Genomic DNA, 15,429 nt, shown 5'->3' with positions numbered 1-15,429 from the left:
ATTCAGTATGATGAACACTATGACTTCTACAACTACCGTGGCCATTGCCGTGCCGCTCGAAGCTGAGCTGGTGGACCGCATCAGGGCCGTGGACCCGTCCGTCACCGTCCTGTACGAGCCCGAACTCCTGCCGCCGGAGCGGTTTCCGGCAGACCACACCGGAGATCCGGAATTCCGGCGGACCCCGGCACAGGAGGAACGCTATTGGTCAATGCTGAACAGCGCGCAGGTCCTCTACGGGTTCCCCAACGAAAGCCCGACAGGGCTGGCCAGGATCGCCACCGACAACGAACACCTGCAATGGGTGCACGCCATGGCAGCCGGCGCGGGCGGCGCGGTAAAAGCCTCAGGCCTGGACCAGCAGGTCCTGCAAAAGTTCAAGGTAACAACATCCGCCGGTGTGCACGCCCTTCCCCTGGCGGAGTTCGCGGCAATGGGCATCCTGAACGGGTTCAAGCGCACCGCCGAACTGGGGCTCGACCAGCAGGCCAGAAACTGGCCTGCACTCCGGACCCCCACGCGGCTGGTCAGCGGTTCCCGGCTGGTCGTTGCCGGACTTGGCGAAATCGGCCTTGAGACGGCCCGGCTGGCACGCGCCCTTGGCATGGCCGTCAGCGGAACCAAGAGGACCCTGGAGCCCCTGGACGGCATCGACCAGGTGACGGGAAACGACGGCCTCGCCGGCCTCCTCGCCACCGCTGATGCCGTGGTGAACACCCTCCCTGGCACTCCGTACACGGAGAAGCTCTTCAACCGGGAAGTATTCGCTGCCATGAAGCCCGGCGCCGTCTTCGTCAACGTCGGACGGGGCACCGTGGTGGATGAGGAAGCGCTGCTTGAGGCCTTGGACAACGGCCAGGTCTCCTACGCCTGCCTCGATGTCTTCGCAGTGGAGCCGCTCCCCCTCGAAAGCCCGCTCTGGAGCCACCCGAAGGTCCTGGTTTCGCCGCACACGTCCGCCTTGAGCGCCGCCGAGAACAGGCTGATCGTGGACCGTTTCTGCAGCAACCTGCGCACCTTCCTCGACGGCGGCGAACTCCCCCACCTTGTGGACACGGTCCACTTTTACTAACCCGGCACCCGGCCAGGGCACCACGTACGGCCGCTGCAACCCCCGCCCAAGGGGTTGCAGCGGCCGTACTTTTTTGTGCGGGGCGCCGCCCTGCCCGGCCCGTGAAGCTCAAGGCAGCATTGACCGCAGGCGTCGGGACTTCCCGGTCTCTGCGATAGCGGCAGGCCCCTTCTCCCGCACATGCCAAACGCCCGGCCCGGATGATCCGGGCCGGGCGTCCAGGCCGGCGTCAGCTGGCGTCTTCGACGAGAACCAGGTCGCGCCCGCCGGTTTCCGGCGTGAAGAAGGTGGTGATAAACGAGATCAAAGCCAGCACGAGGGAGTACAGCGCCGGAACCAGCCAGGAGTGGTTGGTGGCTGCCAGCAGCGCAACGCCGATCATCGGCGCGAAGCCGCCGGCAAGGACGGCTGACAGTTCACGGCTCAGCGCAACCCCGGTAAAGCGGTGCTGGGAGCCAAACAGTTCCGGCAGAAGGGCACATTGCGGCCCGAGCATGGCCTGGACACCCAGGGCGATGCCCACCACCATGACCACCCAGACAAGCGTGACGCTGCCGAGGGTCACCAAGTAGAACGCCGGCAGCGCGATGACCGCCTGGAACAGGGCCCCGTAGCGGTACACAGGTACGCGGCCATAGCGGTCGGAGAGGGCTCCGAAGGCGACCACCATGACCGCCGCAAAGCCGGCCGCGATCAGCAGCCCGGTTGGGCCGATGAACTTGTCGCCGGGGAAGACACCCGCAGGCATGCTGATGAACGAAACCAGAAGGGCTGAGTAGATGGAGGAGTTACCGTTTTCACCCATGCGCAGACCGATGCCCACCAGGACATTCTTTTTGGAATGCCGCCAGATCTGGGAGACCGGGTTCTTGACCACGGCCTTGTGTTTCTCGAGTTCCTGGAAGACCGGCGTCTCCTTGAGGCGGAGGCGGATGAAGATCGCAATGGCCACCAGGATGATGCCGGCAAGGAACGGCACGCGCCACAGCCAGCCCTGCAGGACGGATTTGTCCGCCAGGGCCATGAGGGCGAACGTCCCGGCGCCCAGGAGGGTACCCAGCTGGATGCCAACGAAGGGCAAGGAGGCAAAGAAACCACGACGGCGGGGCGGCGCCACCTCTGAGATGAGCGTGGTGGCGCCCGCCTGTTCAGCGCCGGCCCCGAGGCCCTGGATGATGCGGAGGGTTACCAGGAGGACCGCGCCGAGCATTCCGGCCTGGTCGAAGGTGGGCAGAAGTCCAATGGCGAAGCTGGCCATTCCCATGAGGCCGATGGTGAGGATCAGGACCATCTTGCGCCCGAACCTGTCCCCGATGTGGCCAAAGACGACGCCGCCGAACGGCCGGGCCGCAAATCCCACACCGTAGGTGGCAAAAGAGGCAATGACAGCGCCGCTCTCACCAAGTGGCGCGAAAAAGAGCGGGCCGAAGATCAGCGCGGACGCCAGGCCGTAGATATAGAAGTCGTAGTACTCCAGTGCGGAGCCCACGGAACTTGCAAGAGTTGCCCTTCGCAGCTGGTCCGCGTCGACGACGGTGCCGTCCGCGGCCTGCGGTGCATTAGTACGAGTTGTCACAAGAACTCCCTCATCACGCGCCAGGCCCCCGTTGGCCTGGCGGGTCAGCGACAGCACCCAACGTGCCGATCACTATGTTGAACAGCGTACAGCAAGTTGGACGCGTGGCAAGGGGTTGAGGCGAAGGAAGTGCTCCGGCGTGCCGGGGTGCGGCGCTTCCCTGTTGACCCCTAGCTCATGGGATTGCCCAGCGACCGCGCGAGTTCCTGCAATTCCTTGACCATCTGCGCGCCCTGTTCTGCCGTATACGTGGCCTTCAGCGCCGTCACGGACAGTCCCAGGCTGGGTCCGTGGGACCCCCTGGTGGGAACGGCCACTCCGAGGCAGACCACACCCGTGGTGGATTCCTCGTCCTCAAATGCATAGCCCTGTTCCCGGATGGACCGCAGCTGGGCTTTGAGGTCGCGCCCTGTCCGCAGGGACTTTGGGGTGAGGACCGGCAACTCTGCGTCATCGGCGAACAAGGCCTCGATGTCGTGGTCGTGAAGCCTGGCGATCAAAACCTTGCCCACGGCACAGAGCGAGACCGGCATTTTGTCGCCGATGTTGGAGGTGAGCCTGACGGCCGGATGCCCCTCATAGCGTGCCAAATAGATGACGTTGGTCCCGTCCAGCATGGCGATCCGGACCGTCTCGCCGGAGAGGGTGGGTGCCTGCTCGCAGTACCGGTAGAACTCCTGGACCTCGTCCATGCGGCTGAGATAGGCCGCGCCAAGTTCAACCAGCTTGCGGCCCAGGGTGAATTCGGAGCCCTGCCTGTTGATGAGGCGGGCGTCCTCCAGCGCCAACAGCAGGTTGGAGGTGGATGATTTCGGGATCCCCAGCTCACGGGCGAGGTCACTGAGGGTCAGCCTTCCACCCGCGGACGCCGCCAGTGCCTCCAGGACGGCAGCGGCGCGGGTAACGGCCGGCGCCGGCGAAGCGCTGGCGGGCCCGTCGGAGGAACGTGGGGTGCGGGAATCGGCCATGATTCTCCTTCAGTAGGCGCGTGCGCTCTTCAGTGCTGTCCATTCAGCTGAACACAAACCATCATAGTGGCTGACCGGACCGGGATTGGGTGCTGGCCTCCGCCGCGCAAGGCAGGAAGGCCCCGCAGGACTTTTTGTTTCCGGGAGTTCACGGTATATTCATCCCAGGCCCTCCACCGCGGCATCCCCCAATAGTCGCGGTGGAGGGTTTTCCAATGCCCTGAAGCCGGCGGACGGAACGGGGCCGGTCAGGCCGCACCCGCTTCCGACTCCCTGAGGCGCCATCCGCCGCCCAGGCCGTCGCGCTGGAGATACATGGTAGTCAGGGCGGACCGGCTGTTGTTTCCCAGCCTCACCTGCAGCTGGAGGACCTCCACATCCACGCCGCTGTTGCCCTTCGGCATCCGGCGGCTCGTCTCCCACCAATTGATGCGTTCGAACCACCTCACCGGCTCGGCACCCACCGCCCATTCCCTGCCCCGGCTCAGCACCGTCGTCGGCATTCCCTCGCTGTCTGTGTGCACTATGACGTGTTCCATTCCTGCAAGGTATGGCAGGGCACTGACAATGGGAGTGGCAAGGCCTAAATACAGAAAAACCCCGCCGCCCCGCCGGAGAGGCGGGACAACGGGGTTTGTGACGGGTGGGTCCTACCGGGATCGAACCGATGACATCCACGGTGTAAACGTGGCGCTCTACCAGCTGAGCTAAAGACCCAAATAACGCGGTTTCCGGCGGTAACGCCGCAACCAACGAACATAAACTGTACCCGACGATGGACCGCAAACGCGAATCGGCCCCAGGGCGGAAAGCTCCCCGCTAGAGCGGAGGAAGCTCAGACGCCAGGTAGCCCAACGCCTGGCTGACCCCCGCTTCCAGCTTGATGGTTGCCTTGTCATCACCGCGGGTCGCACCGCGGTTGATGATGACCACGGGCTTTGACTGCTTGGCGGCGTGCCGCACGAACCGCAAGCCGCTCATGACCGTCAGGGATGAACCGGCCACTACCAGGGCGGCTGCTTCGTCCACCATCGCATAGGACCGCTCCACCCGGTCCTTGGGCACGTTTTCACCAAAGTAGACAAAATCGGGTTTCAGGGTCCCGCCGCAGGCAGGGCAAACGGCCACCACGAAGCCGTGGATGAGCGCCTGGTCCTCAACCGTGGCGTCAGCGTCGGGCGCCATTTCCACGAGTCCGGAAGCTGCCGCCCGCTCCAGGAAGCCGGGGTTGAGTTCCTCGAAGACACCGGCCAGGAGGCGCCGGGTGTAGGTCCGCCCGCAGTCCAGGCAGATCACTTGGTCGTACCGGCCGTGGAGATCGACGACGTTCGAACTGCCGGCGTCCTGGTGCAACCGGTCGACGTTCTGGGTAATCAGGCCGGTGAGGTAACCGCGCCGTTCAAGTTCAGCCGCTGAATAGTGGCCTTGGTTCGGATCAGCATGCCGCATATGGGACCACCCGATGTGGTTCCTGGCCCAGTAACGCCGCCGGTTGGCGGCGTCGCGGACAAACTCCTGGTACGTCATGGGCGAACGTGGCGGCGAGTCCGGGCCACGGTAATCGGGGATCCCGGAATCCGTGCTGAGCCCGGCGCCGGTCAGCAGGGCAAAACGTACGCCCGCCAGCAGGTCACGGATCCGGACCAACACCTCAAGGTCCTCGCCGGAGGGCGGGGCCGGGGCCACCGGAGGCCTGCTGGCAAAGCCCGTCAGGCCTGTCCCCCGCCGCTGATCTGCCATGCTGCCTCAGGCCCGCTTCAAATCCACCAAAGCTGCGCGGTACTCGCCGAAGTCGCGGGCTTGGCCCCTCGGGTTCACCACGCTGTACCGGACCTTGCCGTCAGCATCGATGATGAAGGTGGCCCGCTTGGCCATGCCGCTGCCGGCATCGAACACGCCGTAGGCGTTGGCCACGCCCCCATGCGGCCAGAAATCGGCCAGCAGGTCGAAGCCGTACCCTTCCTGGGCCGCGTAGGCCCGGAGGCTGAACTTGCTGTCAACGGACACTCCCAGGACCACGGCATTCGAATCCTCGAACGTGGCCAGGTTGTCCCGTATCTCGCACAGCTCGCCGGTGCAGATCCCCGAGAACGCAAACGGGTAGAACACCAGCACCACGTTCTGTCCGCGGAATGACGAGAGGCGAACCGGCTCACCGTACTGGTTGGCCAGCTCAAAGTCGGGCGCGGTTGTGCCCACTGCGGGAACCACTGCGGAAGCGGCCTCAACCGCTGCCGTCATTTGTTCTTCCTGCTGACCAGGCGCGCCGCGCTCCAGTCCTTGGAGACACCGGCAGAGGTGGTGACATGCAGGCCGGCAGTGGGCGCCGCTTCCTGGATGTCCGCCGGCGAAACGTAACCGTCCCTGCCCGACTTGGGGGTCAGGACCCACACGACCCCGTTTTCGCTCAGGGTAGTGAGCGAATCCATCAGGCTGTCCACCAGGTCTCCGTCGCCGTCGCGCCACCAGAGGATGACAGCGTCCGCCACGTCGTGGTCGTCCTCATCCAGCAGCTCTGAACCGGTGAGGTCTTCAATATCGTCACGCAAGTCGAAATCGACGTCGTCGTCGTAACCGAACTCCTGAATCAGATCCCCATTTTTGAAACCCAATTTTTCCGCCACATTTACCGAAGTGGCGGCGTCGGCCTCACTCACGTGTTCCTCCAATACGTCATATATGCGTTGTGCATAGTGATTTCCATTACTCCCAAGCCAACACCCTTTGTGCCTGCGCTTCAAGCTGCCGCCCCCGGGATCGCGCATATTCTGCGTCACATCCCGTTGCGGCGGCGCCCTGGCAAGGGCTTTTGGCCACACAACCAGTATGACGAACGAAATACAACAGCAGCACCCGGACCGCAGCTACGCATCGTGTTGCCGTCAGGGCTAGAGTGACTGATGACAACTATGCCCGCGGGACGACACCCTGTGACTCCGGGCAGGCATAGGAGCGCTAGGAAGCTGCCCGGCACACATGACCGGGCTGTTGTAACCGATACGTCGCACACGGCGTATATACGCCGGGCAGTCACCCTGCCTGGCCTGAGTGCGCCGATTCATGCGCGCAAAGAGAGGTTGGACGTGGCTGCAGGAGAAGATACCTCCCATATCCTCAGCGGGTTGACTAACCAGCTGCCTGATCGTGATCCGGAAGAGACTGCCGAGTGGGTTGAGTCCCTGGATGCGTTGATCAGGGAACAGGGCACCGAGCGTGCCCAATACATCATGCGGAGCCTGCTGCAGCGTGCCGGCGCGCAGAGTGTCGGGGTGCCGATGGTGACCACCACCGATTACGTGAACACCATCCCGGTGGACCAGGAAGCCGAATTCCCGGGCAACGAGGAGTTCGAGCGCCGGTACCGGGCGTACATGCGCTGGAACGCCGCGGTGATGGTGCACCGGGCGCAGCGTCCCGAGATCGGTGTGGGCGGGCACATCTCCACCTATGCCGGGGCCGCGACCCTGTACGAGGTCGGGTTCAACCACTTCTTCCGCGGCAAGGACCACCCCGGCGGCGGGGACCAGGTCTTCTTCCAGGGCCACGCCTCCCCCGGCATGTACGCCAGGGCATTCATGGAAGGCCGGCTCTCCGAGGAAGACCTCGACGGGTTCCGGCAGGAAAAGTCCCGCGCCGGGCACGCCCTGTCCTCCTACCCGCACCCGCGGCTGATGCCGGGCTTCTGGGAATTCCCCACCGTGTCCATGGGCATCGGGCCGATGAACGCGATCTACCAGGCCCAAAACAACCGGTACCTGCACAACCGGGGCCTGAAAGACACCTCGGACCAGCAGGTCTGGGCGTTCCTGGGCGACGGGGAAATGGACGAACCAGAATCCCGCGGCCTGCTCCAGCTCGCCGCGAACGAGAACCTGGACAACCTGAACTTCGTGATCAACTGCAACCTCCAGCGCCTCGACGGCCCGGTCCGGGGCAACGGGAAAATCATGCAGGAACTCGAAGCGTTCTTCCGCGGCGCGGGCTGGAACGTCATCAAGGTCGTCTGGGGCCGGGAATGGGATGACCTGCTCACCCGCGACACCGACGGCTCGCTCGTGAAAATCATGAACGAAACCGTCGACGGAGACTACCAGACCTACAAAGCCGAATCCGGCGGCTTCGTCCGCGAACACTTCTTCGGCAAAACCCCGCAAACCAAAGACCTCGTCGCGGACCTCACCGATGACCAGATCTGGAACCTCAAACGCGGCGGCCACGACTACCGCAAGGTCTACGCCGCCTACAAAGCCGCCACCGAATTCAAGGGCAAACCCACCGTCATCCTCGCCCACACCGTCAAAGGCTACGGACTCGGACCACACTTCGAGGGCCGCAACGCGACCCACCAGATGAAGAAACTGACCCTGGATGACCTGAAGAAGTTCCGCGACCACCTCCGGATCCCCATCACCGACGAACAGCTCGAGAAGGATTCGTACCGGCCGCCGTACTTCCACCCGGGCACCGACGCGCCGGAAATCAAGTACATGATGGAACGCCGCGCAGCCCTGGGCGGCTCTGTTCCGGAGCGGCGCAGCACCCACTCTGAGATCACCTTGCCGGACGCGAAGTCCTACGAGGTGGCCAAGCGCGGGTCCGGCAAGCAGCAGGCCGCCACCACCATGGCATTCGTCAGGCTCCTGAAGGACCTGATGCGGGACAAGAACTTCGGCAAGCACATCGCCCCGATCATCCCCGACGAAGCCCGGACGTTCGGGATGGACGCGTTCTTCCCGACCGCGAAGATCTACAACCCCAAGGGCCAGAACTACCTCTCCGTGGACCGGGACCTCGTCCTGGCCTACAAAGAGTCCCCCGCAGGCCAACTGATCCACCCCGGCATCAACGAAGCCGGCGCCGTCGCAGCCTTCACCGCCGCCGGAACCTCCTACGCCACCCACGGCGTCCCCCTGGTCCCGGTCTACGTGTTCTACTCCATGTTCGGCTTCCAACGCACCGGCGACGCCTTCTGGGCAGCAGCAGACCAGATGACCCGCGGCTTCATCATCGGCGCCACCGCAGGCCGGACCACCCTCACCGGCGAAGGCCTCCAACACGCCGACGGCCACTCCCCCCTCCTGGCCTCCACCAACCCCGCCGTCCTCACCTACGACCCCGCCTACGGCTACGAAATCGGACACATCATCCGCTCCGGCCTGGAACGCATGTACGGGCCGGACTCAACGGACAAGAACCTCATGTACTACCTCACCGTGTACAACGAACCCATCATCCAACCCGCCGAACCCGAAAACCTCGACGTCGAAGGCCTCATCAAGGGCATCTACCTCCTCGCCCCCGCCAAGATCGACGGCCCCCGCACCCAGATCCTCGCCTCCGGCGTCTCCGTGCCCTGGGCCCTCGAAGCCCAACGCGTCCTCGCCGACGACTGGAACGTCTCCGCCGACGTCTGGTCCGTGACTTCCTGGAACGAACTGCGCCGCGACGGCCTCGCCGCCGAAGAGGAAGCCTTCCTCAACCCCGGCCAACCCGCCCGCACCCCGTTCGTCACCCAGCAACTCGAAGGCGCCACCGGCCCCATCGTCGCCGTCACCGACTACATGAAAGCCATCCCCGACCAAATCCGCCAATTCATCCCCAACGAATTCGCCACCCTCGGCGCCGACGGCTTCGGCTTCTCCGACACCCGCGCAGCAGCCCGCCGCTACTTCAAAAACGACACCCACTCCATCGTGGTCCGCGCCCTTGAAATGCTGGCGCGCCGCGGCGAGGTGGACGTCGACGCCCCGGTCAAGGCGATTGAGAAGTACAAGCTGCTTAACGTCAATGCCGGCACCACCGGCAACGCCGGCGGGGAAGCCTGACAAACCCTCCGGCAGCAGCAACGACGGCGGCCCCCTCCACAACGGAGGGGGCCGCCGTCGTCCGTTGCAAAGGGGCCTGTGCGCTGTGACGCAGCGCAATGCGGATTGTAGCCTTCGCACAAATGGAGCTTGCGCGGCAGGGGCCGTATGCTCAAAGAATGCCAGCACCAGCCAGCCCGTCCGCAAAGCGGAAACCAACCCCGCCGAAGGTCACGCCGGAGAAGTCCGAAACCCTCAAGAAGCTGCGGGCCAACGTCGGCCAGCTTTCCACCACCACCATGCGCAAGCTCGAGCAATCGCTGCCTTGGTACAGCCGGCTCAGTGCCGACGAGCGGTCGGCGCTGGGCATGGTGGCGCAGAACGGGATCGCGGCTTTCGTGACATGGTACGAGCGTCCGAGCTCGCCTTCGTGGATCCTGACGGACGTCTTTGGGACGGCGCCCACGGAACTGACCCGCTCCATCAGCCTGCAGAAAGCGTTGCAGCTGATCAGGATCGTGGTGGAGGTGGTGGAAGACCAGGTTCCCGTCATAGCGCCCGAGGCCGACCAACCGTCCCTGCGCGAAGCAGTCCTGCGGTACTCGCGGGAAGTCGCTTTCGCTGCCGCTGACGTTTACGCGCGGGCCGCGGAGTCCCGCGGCTCGTGGGACACCCGGCTGGAAGCCCTGATCGTCGATGCGATCCTTCGGGGCGAAAACACTGATGCACTGCGCTCCCGCATCGCGGCCCTTGGCTGGAAGGCACAGGAGCGTTTCACGGTCATGGTGGGCAATTCGCCGTCCGAACCCAGCGCCAGCTATGTGAGCGAATTGCGGCGGACGGCCGGGCGTTTTGCAGAGGACGCACTGGTGGGAATCCAGGGCGACCGGTTGATCCTCATCCTCGGCGGGGTCCAGGACCGCGAATCGGCGTATGTGAAGCTGAGCGAGATGTTCGCGCCCGGCCCCGTGGTCTACGGTCCGGAGGCAAGTTCCCTGCTGGAGGCCAGCGGTTCGGCGCAATCGGCGTTCGCCGGCCTCACCGCCGCCCGGGCGTGGCCCTCAGCGCCGCGGCCGGTTGCCGCCGATGACCTCCTGCCGGAAAGGGTGATTTCCGGCGATGACGCCGCACGACGCTCCCTGGTCAAAAATATCTACCGGCCGCTTGTGGCAGCGTCCAACGGCCTGGTGGAAACCCTGGGAACCTACCTGGAGTTGGGCCATTCGCTGGAGGCCACGGCTCGGGAACTCTTCGTCCACGCCAACACCGTCCGGTACCGGTTGAAGCGTGTTTGCGACGTCACCGGCTGGGACCCGCTGCTGCCGCGGGAAGCGTTTGTGTTGCAGGCGGCACTCGTCGTGGGCCGGCTTTCGGCCCCGCCAAAGGCCGCCACGGAGCGGCAGGTGTCCCGGAACCAGACGTGAGTCATTGTAGACTTCCTACAACCTGACCCCGTGAGCTTGGTGCGGAGAAACACCGCTGGATCACACAGTAATTTGGAAAGCTGGTTAAGTGCTTGCAATAGTCTGCCCTGGACAGGGCTCGCAGACCCCGGGTTTTCTGGCCCCTTGGCTCGAACTACCCTCGGTGGCAGGCCAACTGGCCGCCCTGAGCGACATCGCGGGGATCGACCTGATCGCCCACGGGACCACCTCCGACGAGGAAACCATCAAGGACACTGCCGTGGCGCAGCCCCTGATTGTCGCCGCAGGCCTGGTCACCGCGGCCTCCCTCTTCGACGTGGAGCTCAATTCCCTCCCGGTCATCCTGGCCGGCCATTCGGTGGGTGAAATCACCGCTGCCGCCCTCGCCGGTGTGCTGACGGAGCAGGAAGCCATGACGTTTGTCCGCGAGCGGGCCAACAGCATGGCCGCGGCGGCAGCCGTCACCCCCACCGGCATGAGCGCCGTGGTGGGCGGAGACCCCGCCGAGGTCCTGGCAGCCATCGAGGCAGCCGGAGCGGCCCCCGCGAACGTCAACGGCGCCGGCCAGACCGTAGCGGCCGGAACCTTTGAACAGCTGAAGGCCCTGGCCGAGAATCCGCCGGCCAAGGCCCGCGTCATCCCGCTCAAGGTGGCCGGCGCTTTCCACACCAGCCACATGTCACCCGCCGTCAGCGCGCTTGAGAAACTGAAGCCGCAGCTGAAGCCGGTGGCCCCCAAGGTGCCCCTGCTGTCCAACTACGACGGCGGCGAGGTCACCGACGGTGATGCCGCCGTCGAAAGCCTGATCGCCCAGGTGTCCCGCCCCGTCCGCTGGGACCTCTGCATGGAAACCCTGGTCAACCGCGGTGTCACCGGCGTGATCGAACTCGCCCCCGCCGGCACCCTGGCCGGGCTCGCCAAGCGCGGCATGCCCGGCGTCAAGACCGTCGCCGTCAAGACCCCCGACGACCTCTCCGCCGCCCTGGCACTCTTCGCAGAACTGGAGGGCAACGCATGAGCGTCCCCACGCTGAAGCAGGCTCCCATCCAGGAGCACACCCGCATCCTCGGGCTGGGAGCGTACCGCCCGGACGTCATCGTGACGAACGAGGACGTGTGCCAGTGGATCGACTCCTCTGATGAGTGGATCCGCCAGCGCACCGGCATCGTGACCCGCCACCGCGCGTCCGCCGACGTCAGCGTGATCGACATGGCCGAGGGCGCTGCCCGGGAGGCCATGGAGAAGGCCGGCATCGAAGCCTCGCAGCTCGGCGCCGTCATCGTCTCCACCGTGACGCACCCCTACGCAACCCCCTCCGCCGCTGCCAGCCTTGCCGACCGCCTCGGCGCAACGCCGGCACCGGCCTTCGATATTTCCGCCGCCTGTGCCGGTTACTGCTACGGCATTGCCCAGGCCGACGCCCTGGTCCGTTCCGGTGCTGCGAAGTACGTCCTGGTGGTTGGTGCGGAAAAACTCTCGGATGTCATCGACAACCGGGAACGCACCATCTCCTTCCTGCTCGGTGACGGCGCGGGCGCCGTCGTGGTGGGCCCCTCCGACACCCCCGGCATCGCCCCGTCGGTGTGGGGCTCGGACGGCAGCAAATGGGATGCGATTGGGATGACCCGCTCCCTGCTGGACGTCCGCGACCTCGGAATGGCGGCCCGCCAGTCCGATTCCACCGGCGACCTTGCCCTCCTTGAAGAGGCGCAGGAGCTCTACCCCACGCTCCGGCAGGACGGCCAGACCGTGTTCCGCTGGGCCGTGTGGGAAATGGCAAAAGTTGCCCAGCAGGCGCTCGACGCTGCCGGCGTCGAGGCTGAAGACCTGGTTGCCTTCATCCCGCATCAGGCGAACATGCGCATCATCGACGAGATGGTGAAGAAGCTGAAGCTGCCCGAGACGGTTACAGTGGCACGGGACATTGCCGAGGCCGGCAACACGTCTGCGGCCTCCATCCCGTTGGCAACGCACCGGCTCCTGCAGGAAAATCCCGGGCTGAGCGGCGGGCTGGCCCTGCAGATCGGCTTCGGCGCCGGACTGGTCTTCGGCGCGCAGGTAGTTGTCCTTCCCTAGATACGCCCAAGGGTCCGCAACCGCGGCCCGACCGTTTCCGGCAGCCCCTGCCGGCAATACAAGAAAAGGAGCCATCAATGGCTAGCAACGAAGAGATCCTGGCCGGCTTGGCTGAAATCGTCAACGAGGAAACCGGCCTGGCCCCGGAGGCCGTGGAGCTGGACAAGTCCTTCACCGAGGACCTGGACATTGACTCCATCTCCATGATGACCATTGTGGTCAACGCCGAGGAGAAGTTCGGCGTCCGCATTCCGGACGAAGAGGTCAAGAACCTCAAGACCGTCGGCGACGCCGTCGGCTTCATCGCCGGAGCACAGGCCTGATCCAGGCTTCCGCCGTCTCACGGCTTGGCTGGGCTGCCGGTCCGGATTGACCGGATCGGCAGCCCGCCGCATCTAACCGGCACAGTGCCCCGACCGGGACTGGCCGATCATCAAATGTGCGGGACCCTGCGGTTGGCGCAGGCGGACTCCCCACCGACGAAAGAGCGATCCCATGACACGCAAAGTAGTCATTACCGGTCTGGGTGCCACCACGCCCATCGGCGGCGATGTACCCACCATGTGGAACAACGCCCTCAAGGGGGTCTCCGGTGCCCGCACCCTGGAGGACGACTGGGTAGCCAAGTACGAACTCCCTGTCCATTTCGCTGCCCGCTGCAGCACGCCGGCGTTGGACGTCCTCAGCCGCGTGGAAGCAAGGCGGATGGACCCCTCCACCCAGTTCGGCGTCATTGCCGCCCGCGAGGCCTGGGCCGACTCCGGCATCACCGAATTCGACCAGGACCGTTTGGCCGTTGCGTTCGCCACCGGCATTGGCGGGGTCTGGACCCTGCTGGATGCATGGGACACCCTCAAGGAGAAGGGCCCGCGCCGGGTCCTGCCCATGACTGTTCCCATGCTGATGCCCAACGGCGTGGCTGCTGCCGTCAGCCTGGACCTCGGCGCCCGCGCCGGTGCCCACACGCCGGTTTCCGCCTGCGCCTCAGGTACGGAGGCCATGCACCTTGGCCTCGAATTGATCCGCTCCGGCAAGGCGGATGTGGTGATGTGCGGCGGCGCAGAAGCAGCAATCCACCCCATGCCCTTGGCGGCATTTGCTTCCATGCAGGCGCTGTCCCGCAGGAATGACGACCCCGAGCGCGCGTCCCGTCCCTACGACATCGACCGTGACGGCTTCGTCATGGGTGAAGGTGCCGGAGCCCTGGTCCTGGAGGCCGAGGAGCACGCCCTGGCCCGTGGAGCACGCATTTACGCCGAGTTGGCGGGTACATCCGTCACTGCCGACGCCTACCACATCACCGCCCCGGACCCCCAAGGACTCGGAGCGACCCGCGCGCTCAAGGCAGCCATGTTCGACGGCCGCATCCAGGCCGAGGACGTGGTGCACGTCAACGCCCACGCCACGTCCACGCCGGTAGGCGACAAGCCGGAATACACGGCCCTGCGTGCCGCCCTGGGCAGCCACGTGGACAGCGTGGCGGTCTCCGCCACCAAGTCGCAGATGGGACACCTCCTGGGTGCGTCCGGCGCTGTTGAGGCGGTACTGACCGTCCTGGCCATACACGAGCGCAAGGCGCCGGTCACCATCAACCTTGAGAACCAGGATCCCGAGATCCCGCTCGACGTTGTCACCTCGGCCCGTGACCTGCCGCAAGGAAGCATCGTGGCACTGAGCAACTCTTTCGGTTTCGGCGGCCACAACGCCGTCGTGGCCATCCGCAGCATCTAGTCGCTGCCAGGAGAACACCTGGAGGACAAGAGGAGACCCCGCCATCTGGCGGGGTCTCCTCTTTTGTGCTATGGATGCGTTTTTGTTTGGCCGCCTGGAGCGGGCGACGGCGGTCAGCCCACCTGGTGCAGCCAGCGCACGGGGGCGCCTTCGGCAGCGTGGCGGAACGGTTCCAGTTCTTCGTCCCAGGCCTCACCCAACGCGAGGGAGAGTTCGTGGTAGACGGCGGCGGGATCGCCGGCACCCGATTCGTAGGCGTAGCGGATGCGGTCCTCCGACACCATGATGTTGCCGTGCACGTCGGTGACGGCATGGAAAATCCCCAACTCGGGCGTGTGCGACCACCGGCCGCCGTCCACACCCTGCGTGGGCTCCTCGGTCACCTCATACCGCAGGTGGGCCCAGCCACGGAGGCAGGACGCCAGCTTGGATCCCGTCCCGGGGGTGCCGGTCCAGGAAAGCTCGGCGCGGAACATTCCGGGCGCGGCAGGCTGCGGGGTCCACTCAAGGTCCGTCCGCTTATCCACTACGGCTCCGATCGCCCACTCAACGTGGGGGCACAGCGCCGTAGGGGCTGAGTGAACGAACAGCACACCGCGGGTCATTGCAACAGACATTCCATCCTCCATAGCTCTAGGTACGTCTTCCCCAACGACCTCTGCCCGGATGGAACTGCCGTGCCCTGCACTGCGGCGGTGGTTCCAGATATTCAGATGTATCAGATTAAGCTGTGTCCGGACTTGCCGAGCCACATGAAGCTCAGGGAGCTTCAAGCGAC

At 65.2% G+C, this 15,429-nt stretch carries 14 protein-coding genes and 1 tRNA gene; 7 read left to right on the top strand and 8 right to left on the bottom strand.

From position 1 onward, the window contains the following. The first annotated feature begins 7 nt into the window (after window positions 1-7). Window positions 8-1,072, top strand: coding sequence for a D-2-hydroxyacid dehydrogenase (locus QF050_RS12435; RefSeq protein ID WP_308930690.1), 1,065 nt, complete (start codon window positions 8-10; stop codon window positions 1,070-1,072). 229 nt (window positions 1,073-1,301) lie between these two features. Here the strand turns inward: QF050_RS12435 and QF050_RS12430 are convergent, their stop codons facing one another. The 7 genes from QF050_RS12430 to QF050_RS12400 form a co-directional block, all read right to left on the bottom strand. After that, complete coding sequence (locus QF050_RS12430) at window positions 1,302-2,648, bottom strand: MFS transporter (RefSeq protein WP_308930689.1); 1,347 nt, start codon at window positions 2,646-2,648, stop codon at window positions 1,302-1,304. A gap of 170 nt (window positions 2,649-2,818) precedes the next feature. After that, on the bottom strand, window positions 2,819-3,616 hold the full coding sequence (locus tag QF050_RS12425; RefSeq protein WP_308930688.1) for an IclR family transcriptional regulator: 798 nt from the start codon (window positions 3,614-3,616) through the stop codon (window positions 2,819-2,821). A 248-nt stretch (window positions 3,617-3,864) separates the two neighbouring features. Then, window positions 3,865-4,155, bottom strand: a complete 291-nt coding sequence (locus QF050_RS12420; protein ID WP_308930687.1) for a hypothetical protein — start codon at window positions 4,153-4,155, stop codon at window positions 3,865-3,867. A 105-nt stretch (window positions 4,156-4,260) separates the two neighbouring features. Continuing rightward, window positions 4,261-4,333 (bottom strand) — tRNA-Val (locus QF050_RS12415). Window positions 4,334-4,435: 102 nt separating this feature from the next. Further along, window positions 4,436-5,356 carry an NAD-dependent protein deacetylase gene (locus QF050_RS12410; RefSeq protein ID WP_308930686.1) on the bottom strand — a complete coding sequence of 307 codons (921 nt, stop codon included), beginning with the start codon at window positions 5,354-5,356 and terminating at the stop codon, window positions 4,436-4,438. Window positions 5,357-5,362: 6 nt separating this feature from the next. Then, window positions 5,363-5,857: a peroxiredoxin gene (locus tag QF050_RS12405; RefSeq protein WP_308930685.1), complete on the bottom strand. Its 495-nt coding sequence runs from the start codon at window positions 5,855-5,857 to the stop codon at window positions 5,363-5,365. Further along, a complete protein-coding gene (locus QF050_RS12400; RefSeq protein WP_308930684.1) occupies window positions 5,854-6,273 on the bottom strand; it encodes a DUF3052 domain-containing protein in 420 nt (139 codons plus the stop codon). Before QF050_RS12400 ends, QF050_RS12405 begins: the two co-directional genes overlap by 4 nt. Window positions 6,274-6,699: 426 nt before the next feature. Here QF050_RS12400 and aceE point away from each other — a divergent pair, with 426 nt between their 5' ends. The 6 genes from aceE (at window position 6,700) to fabF (ending at window position 14,651) form a co-directional block, all read left to right on the top strand. Continuing rightward, window positions 6,700-9,441 (top strand): pyruvate dehydrogenase (acetyl-transferring), homodimeric type, encoded by a 2,742-nt coding sequence (gene aceE / locus QF050_RS12395; protein WP_308930683.1) that lies wholly within the window; start codon window positions 6,700-6,702, stop codon window positions 9,439-9,441. 158 nt (window positions 9,442-9,599) lie between these two features. Continuing rightward, window positions 9,600-10,844, top strand: coding sequence for a helix-turn-helix domain-containing protein (locus QF050_RS12390; protein WP_308930682.1), 1,245 nt, complete (start codon window positions 9,600-9,602; stop codon window positions 10,842-10,844). Between the two features lie 88 nt (window positions 10,845-10,932). Further along, window positions 10,933-11,862, top strand: coding sequence for an ACP S-malonyltransferase (locus tag QF050_RS12385; RefSeq protein WP_308930681.1), 930 nt, complete (start codon window positions 10,933-10,935; stop codon window positions 11,860-11,862). Next, window positions 11,859-12,920, top strand: a complete 1,062-nt coding sequence (locus QF050_RS12380) for a beta-ketoacyl-ACP synthase III (protein ID WP_308930680.1) — start codon at window positions 11,859-11,861, stop codon at window positions 12,918-12,920. Before QF050_RS12385 ends, QF050_RS12380 begins: the two co-directional genes overlap by 4 nt. Before the next feature lie 77 nt (window positions 12,921-12,997). Next, entirely contained in the window at window positions 12,998-13,243 is a 246-nt protein-coding gene (locus tag QF050_RS12375; protein ID WP_308930679.1) for an acyl carrier protein, read from the top strand. A gap of 172 nt (window positions 13,244-13,415) precedes the next feature. Next, window positions 13,416-14,651 carry a beta-ketoacyl-ACP synthase II gene (gene fabF / locus QF050_RS12370; RefSeq protein ID WP_308930678.1) on the top strand — a complete coding sequence of 412 codons (1,236 nt, stop codon included), beginning with the start codon at window positions 13,416-13,418 and terminating at the stop codon, window positions 14,649-14,651. A gap of 113 nt (window positions 14,652-14,764) precedes the next feature. Here fabF and QF050_RS12365 read toward each other — a convergent pair whose 3' ends face one another. After that, the gene (locus tag QF050_RS12365; RefSeq protein WP_026264214.1) at window positions 14,765-15,268 is read right to left on the bottom strand and encodes a DUF3145 domain-containing protein; all 504 of its coding nucleotides are present in this window, start codon (window positions 15,266-15,268) and stop codon (window positions 14,765-14,767) included. Between the last annotated feature and the right edge of the window lie 161 nt (window positions 15,269-15,429).

It is taken from the genome of Arthrobacter sp. SLBN-112 (genome assembly GCF_030944625.1).
Classification (GTDB): domain Bacteria; phylum Actinomycetota; class Actinomycetes; order Actinomycetales; family Micrococcaceae; genus Arthrobacter.
The sequence above is the reverse complement of the archived record's forward strand: the minus strand, read 5'-3'. Positions and strand labels throughout refer to the sequence as shown.